This window comes from Arthrobacter sp. J156, assembly GCF_056172865.1.
Window position 1 is genome coordinate 3,478,678 of record NZ_CM149650.1, and the last position, 15,772, is coordinate 3,494,449.

The window sequence follows — 15,772 nt, forward strand, 5'->3', positions numbered from 1 at the left end:
GAGAGGTGCAGCATGGCCGCGCAGGCGATCGAGCTCGAGTTCACGCTGGACGAGTCGAGCACCCTCGACGAGCGCGAACAGCGCATGCTCGCCCTCGAGCGGCAGTGGTGGAAGTACGCCGGCGCCAAGGAGCAGGCCGTCTCCGAGCTGTTCGGCCTCTCGGCGACCCACTACTACCAGTTGCTCAACGCCCTGATCGACACCGAGGCCGCGCTCGCGCACGACCCGATGCTGGTCAAGAGATTGCGTAGACTACGTTCAACCCGGCACCGGGCCCGGAGCGCGCGCAGGCTGGCCTCCGAGGCCTAGGAGCCCCGAGGACCGACGACCACCAAGGACGGGCATGAGCAAGTACCCCAGCGACGAGTTCGACAGGGTTCCCGAATTCGCCGAACGCCAGGGAGTCCACCGCGCCGACGTGGCCGGTGCGCGCCCGGGGCGTTCCGGCCTGGCGCTGCTCCTCGGCGTCGGCCTCCTCGCGCTCCTCGTCGGCGTCTTCTCCTTCACCATCCTGCCGCAGTTCGTGGGGCAGCAGGCCGCGCCCCCGGCCTCCGGCACGAGCGCGCCCGGCAGCACCGGCGCCGCCGAATCGACGGACGAGGGCAACGGCGCCGGGGACGGGCCCACCGACTCCGCCGATCCGTCCGATGCGGAACCCGGGCCCTCGGACGCCACCGGCGAGCCCGCGGACGAATCCACCGACCCGGCCGATCCCTCCGACGAGGGCTCCGAGTCGGCCGACCCCTCCGGCGAGTCCACGGACGAGGCGTCCGAGACGCCGTCCGTCGTGGACCGCTCACTGGCCGTCGGCGTCTACAACGGCTCCGGCCGCGGAGGCCTGGCCGCCTCCGGCGCCGCCACGGTGCGCGGTGCGGGGTTCACGAGCGTCAGCGCGTCGAACTGGGTCCGGCAGGAGGGCTTCTCGGCCGTCTACTACCGGACGGACTCCTCCCGGGCCACCGCGGAGCAGGTCGCGGCGGCCCTCGGGATCACCACGGTCTTCCAGACGGAGAACATCCCCGTGGAGATCAGCGCCGTCCTCGGCTCCAACTACGGCCGGTAGCCGCCGGTTCCCACGATAAGCCGCAACGGGCTTGCACTCTCCGGCGGAGAGTGCCAATAATTGGTTTAGCACTCGGACGTCGCGACTGCTAAGTGTTGTGCCGGCCCAGCCGCCGCACGCCGCACCGCGGACGCCTCGGGTGAGCATCGGATCTTTCGCAGCGAGGAGACGGGGCGGCGTCCGGATGACGCCAGCCGGTCTCCGTCCGTCGCGGGCGCTGCCTCAGGTCCACCCACACGCATGACCGTCCCGAAAGGACCACAAGCCACCATGGCCAAGTTGATTGCATTTGACGAGGAAGCACGCCGCGGCCTCGAGCGCGGCCTGAACACCCTGGCCGACGCCGTGAAGGTGACCCTGGGCCCGCGCGGCCGCAACGTCGTCCTGGAGAAGAAGTGGGGCGCCCCCACGATCACCAACGACGGCGTCTCCATCGCCAAGGAGATCGAGCTCGAGGACCCGTACGAGAAGATCGGCGCGGAGCTCGTGAAGGAGGTCGCCAAGAAGACCGACGACGTCGCGGGCGACGGCACGACCACCGCCACCGTCCTCGCGCAGGCCCTCGTCAAGGAAGGCCTCCGCAACGTCGCCGCCGGCGCCGATCCGCTCTCGCTCAAGCGCGGCATCGAGAAGGCCGTCGAGGCCGTCACCGCCGAGCTGCTCTCCTCCGCCAAGGAGATCGAGACCAAGGAGCAGATCGCCGCGACCGCGTCGATCTCCGCCGGAGACACCCAGATCGGCGAGCTCATCGCCGAGGCGCTGGACAAGGTCGGCAAGGAAGGCGTCATCACGGTCGAGGAGTCCAACACCTTCGGCCTGGACCTCGAGCTCACCGAGGGCATGCGCTTCGACAAGGGCTACATCTCGGCCTACTTCGTCACCGACGCCGAGCGCCAGGAGACGGTCCTCGAGGATCCGTACATCCTGATCGTCAACTCCAAGATCTCCAACGTGAAGGACCTCGTCGCGGTCCTGGAGAAGGTCATGCAGTCCGGCAAGCCGCTGCTGATCATCGCCGAGGACATCGAGGGCGAGGCCCTGGCCACGCTCGTCGTGAACAAGATCCGCGGCCTGTTCAAGTCCGTCGCCGTCAAGGCCCCGGGCTTCGGCGACCGCCGCAAGGCCATGCTGGCCGACATCGCCATCCTCACGGGCGGCCAGGTCATCTCCGAGGAGGTCGGCCTCAAGCTCGAGACCGCCACCCTGGACCTCCTGGGCCAGGCCCGCAAGGTCGTCGTGACCAAGGACGAGACCACCATCGTCGAGGGTGCCGGCAACGCCGAGGAGATCGCGGGCCGCGTCAGCCAGATCCGCGCCGAGATCGAGAACTCCGATTCCGACTACGACCGCGAGAAGCTGCAGGAGCGCCTCGCCAAGCTGGCCGGCGGCGTCGCCGTCATCAAGGCCGGTGCCGCGACGGAGGTCGAGCTCAAGGAGCGCAAGCACCGCATCGAGGACGCCGTGCGCAACGCCAAGGCCGCCGTGGAGGAGGGCATCGTCGCCGGTGGCGGTGTGGCCCTCATCCAGGCCGGCGAGCGTGCCTTCGCCAAGCTCGCCGTCGAGGGCGACGAGGCCACGGGCGCGAACATCGTCAAGGTCGCCATCGAGGCCCCGCTGAAGCAGATCGCCTTCAACGCCGGCCTGGAGCCGGGCGTCGTCGCCGACAAGGTGAAGGGCCTCGAGGCCGGCCACGGCCTCAACGCCGCCACCGGCGTCTACGAGGACCTGCTCGCCGCCGGCGTGAACGACCCGGTGAAGGTCACGCGCTCCGCGCTGCAGAACGCCGCGTCGATCGCCGGCCTGTTCCTCACCACCGAGGCCGTCGTCGCCGACAAGCCGGAGAAGGCCGCTCCGGCCCCGGGTGGCGACGAGATGGGCGGCATGGGCGGCTTCTAGCCCGTCCGCGCCCCGCGCAGACCAGTGCCGCGCCGCGGTCCCCTTCCACGGGGGCCGCGGCGCGGCCGTTTAATCCTTCAGCCGGCCGGCGCCTCGAGGCGGCGGAGCTCGTCGGCGAGGTTCCGGCGCGCCGCGGACTCCCACCACCGGCGTGCGCTCGGCGTGGAGTACAGGGTGGGCGCCGCCAGGAGCGTGCGCAGGACGGCGGCCCGGCCGGTGCGGAACGCGGCGTCCTCGACGTGGGCGTAGTCCCGGCGCACGGCGTCGGCATAGCGCAGGTAGGCCGCCGGATCCCGCCCCAGGACCTCGAGGTCGGCGTCGCACAGCAGGCGGGCGGCGGCGTCGTCCGCCTCCGGCCGGTGGGAGGCCGTGGCACGCACGAGGCGCGCCGTCTCCTCGACCTCGCGCGCCGGAAGGCCGGCCCCGCCGAGCAGCTGCGCGGCCAGGTCGGCCGAGTCCTCCTCGTCCCGGCCCGGGACGCCCTCGTAGACGGCATCGTGGAACCAGGCCGCGAGCCGGACGGCGCGCGGGAAGGGGCCCTCGGGCTCGCCGGCGCCGGCAAGCCGCTCGATGCCGCGCAGCACGGACATCAGGTGGGTGCGGTCGTGGTAGTGGCGGTGGGGCTCGGCCCAGCGTCCCAGCAGTTGTTCCCCGACGCCGCTCCCGCCGGGCAGGAGCCGCTCCCAGTGGTCCAGCAGCACCGGATCCAGCTTCTCGGGACGCTGGCGGGCCGGGACCCGCAGGCCGCTGCGCACGAGGCGGCGCACGAGTTCCGTGGCCGTCACCGGCACGGCGCCGAGCTCCACGAGCCCCGCGTGGCGCCGCTCGGGGACGTCGTAGTGGTCGCGGTCGAACGCGCGCTCGGGCAGGCCGGCCGCCAGCGCGAAGGCATGCAGCTCCTCGAGGGACGCGTCGGAGACGAGGTGGGAGAACATCGTCCCGTGGGCGGGCCAGAGGGGCGGATCGATCAGGATGGCCATGGAGGCCAGAGTAGTCCCCGCCGCGGCCGGGAACGGGCGGCCGCGGCGGAAGCGTGGCTAGTAGGTGAACATGCTCGCGTTGGCGGCCTCTGCGTCGTCGTACTGCTGCGAGGCGCGCGCCAGGGCGGTGTTGATGCCCGTGAGCGACTCCTCCACCTTGAGCTGGGTGGCCCGCCAATCGGCGATCACGGACTGGAAGTTCGCGGCCGCGGCGCCCTGCCACGTCGACTCCAGCTCGCGCAGGCTGCCCTGCATGGTGTTGACCTCAGCGCGGAGGCGTTCGATGGTCCCCTGAACGGCCAGGGCCTTGTTGCGCATCTCGGTGGTGTTGGCGGCGAAGTTGCCCATGGTTTCCCCTTGCTCTCGACGCCGGCCGGCGGTGCGTCCCGCGGCCGGCGGCACCGGGCGGTGCCTGCTTCCGAGCCTAGGAGCCCCGGGGTCCGCGTGGGCGGGACGGCGCTAGTCTGTGGAAAACCCGTCCGCGGCATGGGCGTGTGAGGGGGAATCGGCGGCGACGAACGGCAAGTGGATCGACATCGTCGCCCCGCCCCCGGGCGTTTCCGTGAGGCGGACGGAGCCGTCGTGCTGCGCCGCGATGGCGGCCACGATGGCCAGGCCCAGGCCCGTCCCGCCCGTCTCGCGCTGTCGCGAGCTGTCCGCCCGGTAGAAGCGTTCGAAGACCCGGGCCGCGTCCTCCTCCGAGATGCCGGGGCCGTGGTCGCGGACCTCGAGCACGGCGTCGGATCTCCCGTCGATCACGGGCAGGACGCCCACGGCGACCTCGAGCGGGCTCCCGGCGGGGGTGTAGCGCAGGGCGTTGGTCATCAGATTGGCCACGACCTGGCGCAGCTTGGCCTCGTCTCCGCTCGTCGGCGACGGGCGCGGTGGGCCGCCGTCGATCCCGACGAGCCTCACGGAGCGGTCCGGCGCGCCGACGCGGGCGTCCTCGACGGCGTCGCCCGCGAGCAGGAGCAGGTCCACGGGACGCCGTTCGAGCGGCCGGTGCTCGTCGAGCCGGGCCAGCGTCAGCAGGTCGTCGACGAGCTGGCCCATCCGCTTGGCCTCGCCCTCGATCCGCGACATGGCGCTCTTGAGCTGCTCGTCGTCCTGCAGCCCGCCGTGCCGGTACAGCTCCGAGTACCCCTGGATGGTCACGAGCGGGGTGCGCAGCTCGTGCGAGGCGTCCTGGATGAAGCGCCGCATCTTGCGCTCCGAGGCCGCCCGGCCGCGGAAGGCGTGCTCGATGTGGGTCAGCATCGCGTTGAGCGAGCGCGACAGGCGCCCCACCTCGGTGTCGGGCGGGAACTCCTCGACGCGCCGGGACAGGTCACCGGCCGCGATCGCCGCGGCCGTGCGCTCGACACGCACGAGGGGGCGGAAGGTGCGGTTCGTGACCCCGTACGCGATGAGCGACATGACGAGTGTCGCGGCCATGCCGCTGCTGATCATCAGGACCGTGGCGTTCTTGATGGTCTCCTCGACGTCCTCGAGCGGCAGGCCCACGGTCACGTAGCCCTGGCCGCTAGCCAAGGGGGCCCGCACGACGCGCCAGCCGTCGGAGCCCGGCGCAGTGCCGGGCGCGGTCTGCGGCCGGCCCTCGAGGAGGACGACGTCCTCGATGGGCACCGGGTCCAGGACCGGTTCGTCGCCTTCGACGAGCGGAAGGGTGTGCACGACGTCGCCGTCGGCGTCGCTGAGGGTCCCGTAGAAGCGGTTCAGGTCCAGGCTCGCCCAGTTGCGGTTGGCCTGGGCGCTGTTGTCGATGCTGTCCCGCCAGACGATCCAGATGAGGTTGGACATCGCCGAGGCATTCGACTTCAGGTCGGTGTCCACCTGGTCCACGAGCGTGACCTTGAGCGAGACGGCCGCGGTGTAGGCCGTGGCGACGACGCCCAGGCCCATGAGGACCGCCATCAGCGCGACCAGCTTGGTGCGCAGGGAGATCTTCCTCAGGAACCGGGTCAGTCCTTGCACGGTGGTGCGCCGCCTATCGCCGGTCCGCGGTGCGCAGGAGGTAGCCCACGCCGCGCTTGGTCTGGATCATCGCCGGCCATTCGTCACGGGCGTCGATCTTGCGCCGGAGATAGGAGATGTAGGACTCGACGATCGACGCGTCGCCGTTGAAGTCGTACTCCCAGACGTGGTCGAGGATCTGCGACTTGGACAGGACCCGGTTCGGGTTCATCATCAGGTAGCGCAGGAGCTTGAACTCGGTGGGCGAGAGGTCCACGACCTCGCCGGCGCGGCGGACCTCGTGGGCGTCGTCGTCGAGCTCGAGGTCGTCGACCCGGATGACGGCCTCGCTGCCGTCGAGGGGCTGCGTGCGCCGGAGCACGGCCCGGATCCGGGCGACGACCTCGTCGAGGCTGAAGGGCTTGGTGACGTAGTCGTCGCCGCCCACGGTCAGGCCGGTGATCTTGTCCTCGGTGTCGTCGCGGGCCGTCAGGAAGAGCACGGGGAAGTGGCGCCCGGCGGCGCGCAGGCGGCGCGTGACAGTGAAGCCGTCCATGTCCGGGAGCATGACGTCCAGGACCGCGAGGTCGGGCTGCTCGCGTTCGACGGCGTCGAGCGCCTCGCGCCCGTTCGCGGCCGCGACCACCTCGAAGCCCGCGAAGCGCAGGGACGTCGACAGGAGCTCGCGGATGTTGGGTTCGTCATCGACGACGAGCAGCTTGGCCTCGGGGTTCTTGGAGCGCATGGGTCCAGTCTGGCCCCGGAGTCTGGGAGTTTTCTGGACGTCCGCTGTGCCCGGCGGGGCGCCGGGCGGGGGCGAAGGGCACGGACCGCCGGGTGCGGGGCTCAGGCCCGGCGGCGCTGCCGCCAGCCGAGCAGGACGTGGGCCACGAGCAGGACGAAGGCGAGCGGCAGCCCGAAGAGCCCGATTGCGAACAGTGCCGGGACCCCGGGCTGCCCCGCGGCATACAGCCCCAGGATCGCGGCCATGCTGCCCAGGGAGACGACGGCGACGACCGCCGCGGCGACGGGAAGGGCGCGGCGCAGGGCGGAGGGTTGCTTGGAGTTCACGCCCCCACATTAACAGCGGGCGGGAAGCCCACCAAGCGCGGGGCCGCGGGGTCCGTGGCCGGACGGGCCGTGGCGTACCCTAGATGGAGAGACTTCCCCGGGAGCGCGCACGCCCGCATGGCGGCGCCGGCGCCTTCCGGGAAACCCAGCTTGAGGTGGCGGCCCGGCCCACGGCCCCGGCCCACCCGATGTGAGAACGAGGTAGAGAGACGTGCCATTCGGCAAGGTTAAGTTCTTCGACGCCAACAAGGGCTTCGGCTTCCTGGTGACGGACGACGGCGAGTCCGTCCACCTGCCCAGCACCGCGCTGCCGCGCGGCGTCACCGAGGTGCGCCCGGGGACCCGCATGGAGTTCGGCATCGCCCAGGGCCGCAAGGGGGCGCAGGCGCTCTCGGCCCGCGTCGTCGAGTCGGCTCCTTCCGTCGTCCGGGCCAAGCGCCGCCCGGCCGAGGAGACCGCGGTGCTCATCGAGGACCTGATCAAGTGGCTCGACGGCGTCTCCAACGACCTGCACAAGGGCCGCTACCCGGAGAAGCAGCGCGGCGCGAAGATCGCGGCCGTGCTCCGGGCCGTCGCCGACGACCTGGAGGCCTAGGCCCATGGCACGCACCCCGAAGTTGGACGCGGCCCTGGCCGGCATGGTCGATGCCGCCCGAGAGGCGCTGCTCGAGTCCGTTCCGGCCGCGCAGCTCGGGGAGCACGTCGGGGCCGCGGCGGACGGCGAGCGCCTCGTGACGCACCGCTTCGCCGCCGTCCTCGACGGCTACGCCGGCTGGGAGTGGTACGTGAGCCTGGCCCGCGTCCCGCGCGGGAAGACGGCGACGGTGTGCGAGCTGGGGCTGCTGCCCGGCGACGGCGCCCTGCTCGCCCCGGACTGGGTCCCCTGGTCCGAGCGCGTGGCTCCGGAGGAGCTGGCCGAGCAGGCGGCCCAGGAGAAGGCCGAGCAGGAGTCCGCCGCTTCCGGGGACGACGCCGGTGCCTCCCCTGCGGAGGCGCAGGACGACGCCGGGGCCTCCTCCGCGGAGTCCTCGCCGGCCGCCGCGGCCCGGTAGTCGCGGCCGGGTAGGCGCGGCCGCCCGGGGCCCAGATCCCGCTGAACGGCCTGGGAAAGCCAAGGGACCGCCCCCTCGAGGGGGCGGTCCCTTGGCGCTTGCGGAGGGGTCAGAGGTTCTCGAGCACGTAGTCGATGCTCGCGGTGAGCGCGGAGACGTCGTCGGGCTCGATCGCCACGAACGTGGCGATGCGCAGCTGGTTGCGGCCGAGCTTGCGGTAGGGCTCGGTGTCCACGATCCCGTTGGCGCGCAGCGCCTTGGCGACCGCGGCGGCGTCGACCGAGTCGTCGAAGTCGATCGTCGCGATGACGTTGGAGCGGTCTTCGGGCCGCACGACGTAGGGGGTCGCCACGCTGGACGCCTCGGCCCACGCGTAGACGCGGCCCGCGGAATCGGCGGTCCGCGCAGCGGCCCAGGACAGGCCGCCGTGGGAGTTGAGCCACTCGACCTGCGCATTGAGCGTGACCAGGGTGGACAGGCTCGGCGTGTTGTAGGTCTGGTTCAGGCGCGAGTTGTCGATCGCCGTCTTGAGATTCAGGAAGTCCGGCACCCAGCGGCCCGAGGCCGCGATCCGGTCGGCCCGCTCGATCGCGGCGGGGGAGAAGAGGGCGAGCCACAGTCCGCCGTCGGAGGCGAAGTTCTTCTGCGGGGCGAAGTAGTAGACGTCGGACTGGGCCACGTCGACGTCGAGTCCGCCGGCGGCGGAGGTCGCGTCGACGAGGACGAGGGAGCCCTCGTCGGCTCCGTCGACCCGGCGCACGGGGGCCGCGACGCCGGTCGAGGTCTCGTTCTGCGGCCACGCGTAGACGTCCACCCCGGACTCGGCGGCGGGCTCGGGGCGCGTGCCGGGCTCGGCCTTGAGGATGGAGGAGGCCTCGAGGAAGGGGGCCTTGTCCGTCGCGGCGGCGAACTTCGATCCGAACTCGCCGAAGGAGAGGTGCTGCGCCTTGCGCTCGACGAGCCCGAACGACGCGATGTCCCAGAACGCGGTCGAGCCGCCGACGCCGAGGACCACCTCGTAGCCCTGAGGCGCGCCGAAGAACTCGGCGAGGCCCTCCTGCACCGACTTCACGAGGTTCTTCACGGGAGCCTGGCGGTGGGAGGTGCCCAGGAGGGCCGGACCCGCCGCGGCCAGGGCGTCGAGCTGCGCGGCGCGCACCTTGGACGGGCCGGCGCCGAAGCGGCCGTCCTGCGGCAGCAGGTGTTCGGGAATGACGGGGGGCTTGCTCATCTGGGCTCCTGCGTTCTGGGGTCGGGGAACGGTTCGAGGAGGTGGCGGCCGCGCGGCCGCCGTCCGGGTTCCATGGTCGCGCACGCTGGAGGGAATCCAGAACCGGGAGGAGATTGTTAACCCGGGTAGAGTTGTGACCACTGGTTCCCTCTTCCACCCAGCGAGCCCACAGGAGCCCCTTTCGTGACGGACTTGATCGATACCACCGAGATGTACTTGAGGACCATCCTGGAACTCGAGGAAGAAGAGATCACCCCCTTGCGCGCCCGCATCGCCGAGCGCCTCGGCCACTCGGGTCCCACCGTCTCGCAGACGATCGCCAGGATGGAGCGCGACGGACTCGTCGTGGTCTCCGAGGACCGCCACCTGGAGCTGACTGACGCGGGACGGCAGCTGGCGACGGAGGTCATGCGCAAGCACCGCCTCGCCGAACGGCTGCTCTCCGACGTCATCGGCCTCGAATGGGAGTACGTCCACGACGAGGCGTGCCGCTGGGAACACGTCATGAGCGAGCGCGTCGAGCGGCGCATCTACGAACTGCTGGGGCACCCGACGGACTCGCCGTACGGCAACCCGATCCCCGGCCTGTCCGGGCTCGGAGGCACGGAGGCCGTCGGCTTCGCGGCAGGAGTGCAGAACCTGGACCACGCGGTCGTCGACGGCAATACGGGCCCGGTCCGCATCCAGCGCCTCGCCGAGACCATCCAGGTCGACCCGGTGCTGTTGGGCCAGCTGGACGAGGGCGGCATCCGACCCGGCGCGGTCGTGACGCTCGAGCGCGCCGGCGAGTACGTCGTCGTCCGGGTCGAGGGCATCGAGGGCGCGCTCGAGCTCCCCTCGGAGGTCAGCGCCCACGTCTTCGTGGACCGCGCGAACTAGGACTCCCGCGGCCGACGCCGCGCAGCGAGGGGGCGGTCCCGGGCCCGACGGCCGGACCGCCCCTTCGGCGTTCCCGGGCCGATGCGGGCCGTCCACAGGCAAAGATCACGAAATTGTTACTTTGTATACGCTCGGGTATCGTGGGTAACGGATCGGACTCGTCCGATCCGCCCGATCCGAATCGCCGAACCCCGCTGGCGGACCGGGCCCGTTCATCGAAGAACCGGCGGGGGTGGAGGACCCAACCTTTTCCGGCGGCCGTTCCCCGGCCGCCTCGGGGTGAAGCCGGTTCCTTGTCAGCAAGACCCGGCCGGGCGCGTCTCATGCCCGAATCCGACAGCTAACTTCGCAGGCGCGATGAGAGGTGTCGATTGACCGAGCAGAAGATCAGCGGACGACGCAGCGCGCTGCGCCCCGTCCCCCCGCCCGCCGAGGAGCCGGCCGGGCCGTACGCCGGCCGCCGCTACGCGGTGGGCATGCGCTATGGCGCGACCCCCGAGCTCGTCGAGCCCACCGGCCCCCAGCCGTCCGCCGCTCCCGTCCCGGCGCCCGTCGCGGCAGCGCTTGCCCCCGCTCCCGCCCCCGTGTCCGCTGCCGTCGGGGATCTCCGAGGCGACCGCCGCCCCGTCTTCCTCGAGGACCGCGCCCCGGCGGCCGCCGGAGAACGCCCCCGGCGCCGCGCCGTCGTCGGACACTCCCTCGCAGCCGTCGCCGCCGTGTCCGGGCTCGCCCTCGCCGCGGTCTACCCGGATTCCGCGGCCGTCCCGGCGCCGGACGAGCGCGTCGCCCACGCCGGCAGCGCCGTCTCCGACGTCAGCGTTCCCGGCAACGACGACTACGAGATCGTCCGCACCAAGCTGACCAGCTCCTTCAGCAAGGACGACCAGCTCGACTACCTCATGTCGGCCTCCGGCGGCGACGTCACGGCCGTGGAGACGGGCGGCATCCTCGCGCAGCCGCTCGACCAGGTGCGTATCACCTCCCGCTTCGGGACGCGCGTGAATCCCGTGACCGGCTACGGCCTCGTGAACCACATCGGGCAGGACTACGGGATCCAGTGCGGAACCCCGGTGAAGGCCTCCGCCGCGGGAACCGTGGTCCAGGCCGGCTGGGCCGGCCACTCGGGCAACCGCGTCCGCATCGACCACGGCAACGGCCTGGAGACGACCTACAACCACAACACGAGCCTGCGGGTGGCGGTGGGCCAGAAGGTCGAGCGCGGCGAGGTCGTCTCGCTCAGCGGAACCACCGGGAACTCGACCGGCTGCCACCTGCATTTCGAGGTCCTCGTGGACGGCACGGCGGTTGATCCCGCGGGCTGGCTGTAGGGGCCGGACGTCCGACGTCACCGGAAAAATATCATTCCGTGACCTGAACGTGACATTGACAAACATTTCATATATCGTTGATCAAGTGCCGGACCGGTCCTAGGTCCGACACCCTCGGGCAGAGTGCCGAACACTGCCACTGACCGAGGTCCGTTCGCAAAGATCGCATGGCAGTGGCGGGGGAACCAACTTACGGGTCCGCAAGGATCCTTGGGGTTAAGCGCCCAGACCGGTTCCACCGGTTGGACGCCGAGTGACTCCCACTCGAATCCGACAGCTCACCTCGCAGGCATTGGGAGAGGTAAACAACGTGTCCAAGCGCCAAGCCCTGGGTCGCCACCGCGCGACTCCTGTTCGCACCAATCCGCTGGAATCCATCTCGAAGGCCGTTGCGTCCAACGCCGGCTCCGTGGGCCGCCAGGCAGCCGTCATCGCTGCCGCTTCCGGCCTGGTCCTGACCCTGGGCGTCCCCGCCCAGGCCACCCCCACCGTCCGCGAGGCCGCAGCGGTTCCCGCCGGCGCACTGTCCGCGGAGACCCTCTCCGCCGAGCGCGTCGCCGTCAAGGCCGTCACCGTTCCCGCGAAGACCGAGGCCAAGTTCGAGGTCAAGCGCGCGGAGATCACCTCCAAGCCGGCCCCCGAGCCCGAGCCCGTCGTCGTGGCCGTGTCCAACACGGTCCAGTCGCAGTCCGGCGAGGCCCGTTACGCCGCCACCACGCGTGCCAACGTGAACTCCGGCGCATCCGCCGCGGCCACCACCCGCAGCACCGCCGCCTCGACGACCACGTCCTCGACCGCCACCACGGCGGCCGCAGCCCCCGCGAAGGCCGAGGCCGCTGCCTCCGCTCCGAGCGCGGGCCTCACCGGCATCGCCGCGACCGCCCGCCAGTACCTCGGCGCCCCCTACGTCTGGGGCGGCTCCACCCCGTCGGGCTGGGACTGCTCCGGCTTCATCAAGTACGTCTACGCCCAGCACGGCATCAACATCGCCCGCGGCACCTCCGCGATCCTCGGCTCCGGCCAGTTCGTGCGCACCAGCAACCCGAAGCCGGGCGACCTGGTGTTCCAGAACGGCGGCGGCCACGCCGGCATCTACTTGGGCAACGGCCAGATCATCGGCGCCCAGAACCCGTCCGTCGGCACGGTCCTGCGTCCGGCGAACAGCCCGTACGGCCCGCTCTACGGCTACTACACGCTGCGCGGCTAACACCCGCCGCTTCCGGACGCGTCGCGTCCGGCCTCTTCCCGCAAGGCCCCTCCGCTCCGGAGGGGCCTTGCGGCGTTCGGGGCCACTGCGCCCGCCCGACCCCGGTGAAATCCCAGTGCGGCCGGCGTGAAGAACCGGCGAATTCACGCCCCGACACGCCCCGGCGCGTGGCCCAGGGCACACCGCCGGCCCCGAGCTCGGTTTACGCTAGGAATCGAAAGCCCCACGCTGAACGCCGCGAGGAACGCTTCACCGGGCCCGCGGCCCTGTCAGGACAACGAGGAACGCTCATGCGAACCCTGGTACTGAACGCTGGATACGAACCGCTCGCGGTAGTCACCTTCCGCAGGGCGCTGCTCTTGGTGCTCACGGGCAAGGCGAGCGTCCTCGCCCAGGACGACGACGACCCCGTGGTGGGGCCCCGCCAGGTGATCGGCCGCCCGTCCGTGATCCTCCTGAACAGGTACATCAACGTCCCCTACCGCGGCGCCGCCTCCGTGAGCCGCCGCGGGGTCCTGCGCCGCGACGGACACGCCTGCGCCTATTGCGGCCGCCACGCCACGACGGTGGACCACGTGCAACCGCGCTCGCGCGGGGGAGCGGACACGTGGGAGAACCTCGTGGCCTGCTGCCTCGCGTGCAACTCGGCCAAGGGCAACCGCACGCTCCGCCAGCTGGGCTGGAAGCTGCGGATCACGCCGCGGGCGCCGCGCGGCGCCCAGTGGTACATCACCGAGCTGGAACGCCCGGCGCCGGCCTGGAGCGAGTTCCTCTCCAGCTCCGCGGCATGAGCTACGGGGCGATCGTCCTGGCCGGCGGCCGGGGGAGCCGGCTCGGCGGCGCCGAGAAGCCTCTCCTGGTCCATGCCGGCCGTACCCTCCTGGAGCACGCCCTCGCGGCGGTCTCCGGAGCGGAGCGCGTGGCGGTCGTCGGGCCGGCCGGACTGAAGGGCGTGGTCTCCGCCTACGTCGAGGAGTCCGGCGTGGACCAGCTCGTGGTCCTGACCCGCGAGCACCCTCCGTACGCGGGACCCGCGGCGGCCGTCGCGGCGGGACTGCGCGCGCTGCAGGAGGCGCCCGGCGTCTACGGCGAGGAGCCCCGCGCCGAGGCCGCTTCCGCGGCCGCCGCCCACGCGGGGATGCCGCCGTTCGTCGTCGTGCTGGCCGCGGACCTCGTGGAGCCGGGCCCCGCCGTCGCCGCGGTCGTGCGCGCCGCCGGGGAGGCGCTGCGCGACGGGCCAGGCGCGGGCGCCGCGTGGGTGCCCGTTGACGCGGGCGGGCGGCTGCAGACCCTGAGCTGCTCGGTCGCGACGGGGGCGCTCGCCGCCGCCGTGGAGGCGGCCGAGGCCTCGGCCGGCGGCCTCGCCGACTCCTCGATGATGCGTCTGCTTGCTAGTCTGCAGTTGGTGCGTCTTCCCCTCGAGGACCTCGTCTTCGACGACGTCGACACGTGGGCGGACGCCGGCCGGGCGGGCATCGGCCGGCCAGGAAGCTAGGAGCGGCGCCGGCCGCGGCAGGAGGACGATCGTGGCTGGACATCCCGAACTTCAGGAGTGGGCGGCGGAGCTGCTCGAGCGCTTCGAGCTCGCCGGCACCGAGATCGACATCGATGCCGTGCTGTCCCTCGCCGGGCTCGCCGCCCACGGGATCGTGCGGCCGGCGGCCCCCGTGACCACCTACATCGCCGGCTTCGCCGCCGGGCTGGCCGCGGGCCACGGCATGGCCTCGGAATCCGGGGCGATGGCCGCCGCCGACCGGCTGGCCCGTGCCGTGCTCGCGGAGCGCGCCTCCCGGGAGGCCGCTCCCGAGGGTGGGGACGCCCCGGGCGGCACCGGCCCGGGCGCCACCGCGTGAGCGGGCACCACGGCGGCCCGGACGGGCACCACGACGGCTCGGACTGGGACGACGCGCGCCGGATCGCGTACGACGCCGGGGCCCGGCTCCGGGAGCGGCTGCCCCCTGCGGAGGAACTCGGGCTCGGATCGGCCGCGGGCCGCGTGCTCGCCCGCGACGTCCGCGCCCTCCACGCGCTGCCGCACTACGCGTCCTCCGCGATGGACGGCTGGGCCGTCGCGGGTGCGGGGCCGTGGCGCGTGCGCCCGACCGCGGGGCCGCGCCACGATGCGGGCGAACCGCTCGCTCCGGGCTGGGCCGCGCCGATCGTCACGGGGGGCGCGCTCCCGGAGGGCACGACGGCGGTGCTGCGCTCCGAGCGCGGGCGGATCGAGGGCGCGGGGCCGGGCGGGACGGCGGGGACCGGCGGATCCGCGGGCGGGCTCCTGGCGGCCACGGAAGACGTCCCCGTGGGCGCCGACATCCGCCCCGCCGCGACCGAGGCCGTCGAGGGCTCGCTGCTCCTGCGCGCCGGGAGCGTGCTGACGCCCGCCGCCGTCGCCGTCGCCGCCCTGGCCGGCCACGACGGGGTGCCCGTCGCCGCGCGGCCGTCCGTGCGCCTCGTGATGACGGGCGGGGAGGTCGAGACGCACGGCCTGCCCGCGCCGGGCCGCGTCCGCGACGCGTTCGGCCCCGTCCTGCCGTCCTGCCTGGCGGCCCTCGGAGCCGGCGGGCTCGAGTCCCTGCGCATCGGGGACGACGCCACCGCCACGCGCCGGGCGATCTCGGGGGGCGGGGACGTGGTCGTCACGACGGGCGGCACGGGACGCTCGGAGGCCGACCACGTGCGCCGCGCCGCGCTCGACGAGGGGGCCGTGCTGCTCGTCGACCAGGTCGCGATGCGCCCGGGGCACCCCGCCCTGCTCGCCCGCTTCCCCGACGGCCGGCTCCTCGCGGCCCTGCCCGGTAACCCGCTCGCGGCCCTCGCGGCCGTGGCGACCCTGCTGGAACCGCTCCTGCGCGCGGCGGGCGGGCGTCCGGCGTCGTACCCCCTGCCGGTGCGCAGCGCCGCGGCCTGGGCCCCGCTCCCGCGCCGACACCGGCTCGTCCCCGCCCGCTGGACCGACGGCCCCGGCAGCGCGCTCGAGGCCGCCGACCACACGGGTCCCGCCATGATGCGCGGCCTCGCCGCCGCCGACGCGTTCCTCGTCCTTCCCCCCGAGGGCGTCCCGGACGGCGGAACGGCCCGCTGCGTCCCGCTGCCCTGGATGCCCTGACGC

Annotated in this window: 18 protein-coding genes and 2 riboswitches; of the genes, 12 read left to right on the forward strand and 6 right to left on the reverse strand. The window is 72.8% G+C overall.

The annotated features are described in order from the left end of the window. The first annotated feature begins 12 nt into the window (after positions 1 to 12). The 3 genes from AC0QR5_RS16085 to groL all read left to right on the forward strand — a co-directional run bounded on the left by AC0QR5_RS16085 (position 13) and on the right by groL (position 2,959). Positions 13 to 309, forward strand: a complete 297-nt coding sequence (locus tag AC0QR5_RS16085) for a DUF3263 domain-containing protein (RefSeq protein ID WP_329863495.1) — start codon at positions 13 to 15, stop codon at positions 307 to 309. Positions 310 to 343: 34 nt separating this feature from the next. Beyond that, positions 344 to 1,063: a LytR C-terminal domain-containing protein gene (locus tag AC0QR5_RS16090; RefSeq protein WP_329863497.1), complete on the forward strand. Its 720-nt coding sequence runs from the start codon at positions 344 to 346 to the stop codon at positions 1,061 to 1,063. Between the two features lie 270 nt (positions 1,064 to 1,333). Continuing rightward, entirely contained in the window at positions 1,334 to 2,959 is a 1,626-nt protein-coding gene (gene groL / locus AC0QR5_RS16095; RefSeq protein WP_329863498.1) for a chaperonin GroEL, read from the forward strand. A 77-nt stretch (positions 2,960 to 3,036) separates the two neighbouring features. On the opposite strand, the gene AC0QR5_RS16100 is transcribed toward groL, so the two are convergent. The 5 genes from AC0QR5_RS16100 to AC0QR5_RS16120 form a co-directional block, all read right to left on the reverse strand. Further along, positions 3,037 to 3,939, reverse strand: a complete 903-nt coding sequence (locus tag AC0QR5_RS16100) for a DUF4031 domain-containing protein (RefSeq protein WP_430970745.1) — start codon at positions 3,937 to 3,939, stop codon at positions 3,037 to 3,039. A 57-nt stretch (positions 3,940 to 3,996) separates the two neighbouring features. Then, a complete protein-coding gene (locus AC0QR5_RS16105; protein ID WP_329863184.1) occupies positions 3,997 to 4,287 on the reverse strand; it encodes a WXG100 family type VII secretion target in 291 nt (96 codons plus the stop codon). A gap of 111 nt (positions 4,288 to 4,398) precedes the next feature. After that, positions 4,399 to 5,913 carry a sensor histidine kinase gene (locus tag AC0QR5_RS16110; RefSeq protein ID WP_329863182.1) on the reverse strand — a complete coding sequence of 505 codons (1,515 nt, stop codon included), beginning with the start codon at positions 5,911 to 5,913 and terminating at the stop codon, positions 4,399 to 4,401. A 13-nt stretch (positions 5,914 to 5,926) separates the two neighbouring features. Continuing rightward, complete coding sequence (locus AC0QR5_RS16115) at positions 5,927 to 6,637, reverse strand: response regulator transcription factor (protein ID WP_329863181.1); 711 nt, start codon at positions 6,635 to 6,637, stop codon at positions 5,927 to 5,929. A gap of 101 nt (positions 6,638 to 6,738) precedes the next feature. After that, positions 6,739 to 6,963 carry a hypothetical protein gene (locus AC0QR5_RS16120; RefSeq protein ID WP_329863179.1) on the reverse strand — a complete coding sequence of 75 codons (225 nt, stop codon included), beginning with the start codon at positions 6,961 to 6,963 and terminating at the stop codon, positions 6,739 to 6,741. 211 nt (positions 6,964 to 7,174) lie between these two features. On the opposite strand from AC0QR5_RS16120, the gene AC0QR5_RS16125 reads away from it, so the two are divergent. Next, positions 7,175 to 7,558 (forward strand): cold-shock protein, encoded by a 384-nt coding sequence (locus AC0QR5_RS16125; RefSeq protein WP_329863178.1) that lies wholly within the window; start codon positions 7,175 to 7,177, stop codon positions 7,556 to 7,558. A gap of 4 nt (positions 7,559 to 7,562) precedes the next feature. Next, positions 7,563 to 8,015 (forward strand): DUF3027 domain-containing protein, encoded by a 453-nt coding sequence (locus tag AC0QR5_RS16130; protein WP_329863176.1) that lies wholly within the window; start codon positions 7,563 to 7,565, stop codon positions 8,013 to 8,015. Between the two features lie 109 nt (positions 8,016 to 8,124). Here AC0QR5_RS16130 and serC read toward each other — a convergent pair whose 3' ends face one another. After that, complete coding sequence (serC, locus tag AC0QR5_RS16135; protein WP_329863175.1) at positions 8,125 to 9,246, reverse strand: phosphoserine transaminase; 1,122 nt, start codon at positions 9,244 to 9,246, stop codon at positions 8,125 to 8,127. Between the two features lie 183 nt (positions 9,247 to 9,429). On the opposite strand from serC, the gene AC0QR5_RS16140 reads away from it, so the two are divergent. The 7 genes from AC0QR5_RS16140 (at position 9,430) to AC0QR5_RS16170 (ending at position 15,769) form a co-directional block, all read left to right on the forward strand. Next, positions 9,430 to 10,125, forward strand: coding sequence for an iron-dependent transcriptional repressor DtxR (locus tag AC0QR5_RS16140; RefSeq protein WP_329863173.1), 696 nt, complete (start codon positions 9,430 to 9,432; stop codon positions 10,123 to 10,125). Positions 10,126 to 10,297: 172 nt separating this feature from the next. Then, a riboswitch (cyclic di-AMP (ydaO/yuaA leader) is annotated at positions 10,298 to 10,494 on the forward strand. A gap of 2 nt (positions 10,495 to 10,496) precedes the next feature. Continuing rightward, complete coding sequence (locus tag AC0QR5_RS16145; protein WP_329863171.1) at positions 10,497 to 11,453, forward strand: M23 family metallopeptidase; 957 nt, start codon at positions 10,497 to 10,499, stop codon at positions 11,451 to 11,453. Between the two features lie 138 nt (positions 11,454 to 11,591). Beyond that, positions 11,592 to 11,759: riboswitch (cyclic di-AMP (ydaO/yuaA leader) on the forward strand. A 4-nt stretch (positions 11,760 to 11,763) separates the two neighbouring features. Next, a complete protein-coding gene (locus AC0QR5_RS16150; protein ID WP_329863169.1) occupies positions 11,764 to 12,660 on the forward strand; it encodes a C40 family peptidase in 897 nt (298 codons plus the stop codon). Positions 12,661 to 12,950: 290 nt separating this feature from the next. Next, positions 12,951 to 13,451, forward strand: coding sequence for an HNH endonuclease (locus tag AC0QR5_RS16155; RefSeq protein ID WP_329863167.1), 501 nt, complete (start codon positions 12,951 to 12,953; stop codon positions 13,449 to 13,451). Next, entirely contained in the window at positions 13,448 to 14,155 is a 708-nt protein-coding gene (mobA, locus tag AC0QR5_RS16160) for a molybdenum cofactor guanylyltransferase (RefSeq protein ID WP_329863165.1), read from the forward strand. Before AC0QR5_RS16155 ends, mobA begins: the two co-directional genes overlap by 4 nt. A gap of 31 nt (positions 14,156 to 14,186) precedes the next feature. Then, entirely contained in the window at positions 14,187 to 14,513 is a 327-nt protein-coding gene (locus tag AC0QR5_RS16165) for a DUF6457 domain-containing protein (RefSeq protein ID WP_329863163.1), read from the forward strand. Next, on the forward strand, positions 14,510 to 15,769 hold the full coding sequence (locus AC0QR5_RS16170; protein WP_329863161.1) for a molybdopterin molybdotransferase MoeA: 1,260 nt from the start codon (positions 14,510 to 14,512) through the stop codon (positions 15,767 to 15,769). Before AC0QR5_RS16165 ends, AC0QR5_RS16170 begins: the two co-directional genes overlap by 4 nt. Positions 15,770 to 15,772 lie beyond the last annotated feature (3 nt).

Coding starts and splice junctions, on each gene's coding strand:
- AC0QR5_RS16115 (WP_329863181.1), bottom strand. CDS start 6,637: ATGCGCTCCAAGAACCCCGAGGCCAAGCTGCTCGTCGTCGATGACGAA.
- AC0QR5_RS16155 (WP_329863167.1), top strand. CDS start 12,951: ATGCGAACCCTGGTACTGAACGCTGGATACGAACCGCTCGCGGTAGTC.
- AC0QR5_RS16085 (WP_329863495.1), top strand. CDS start 13: ATGGCCGCGCAGGCGATCGAGCTCGAGTTCACGCTGGACGAGTCGAGC.
- groL (WP_329863498.1), top strand. CDS start 1,334: ATGGCCAAGTTGATTGCATTTGACGAGGAAGCACGCCGCGGCCTCGAG.
- AC0QR5_RS16105 (WP_329863184.1), bottom strand. CDS start 4,287: ATGGGCAACTTCGCCGCCAACACCACCGAGATGCGCAACAAGGCCCTG.
- AC0QR5_RS16130 (WP_329863176.1), top strand. CDS start 7,563: ATGGCACGCACCCCGAAGTTGGACGCGGCCCTGGCCGGCATGGTCGAT.
- mobA (WP_329863165.1), top strand. CDS start 13,448: ATGAGCTACGGGGCGATCGTCCTGGCCGGCGGCCGGGGGAGCCGGCTC.
- AC0QR5_RS16090 (WP_329863497.1), top strand. CDS start 344: ATGAGCAAGTACCCCAGCGACGAGTTCGACAGGGTTCCCGAATTCGCC.
- AC0QR5_RS16100 (WP_430970745.1), bottom strand. CDS start 3,939: ATGGCCATCCTGATCGATCCGCCCCTCTGGCCCGCCCACGGGACGATG.
- serC (WP_329863175.1), bottom strand. CDS start 9,246: ATGAGCAAGCCCCCCGTCATTCCCGAACACCTGCTGCCGCAGGACGGC.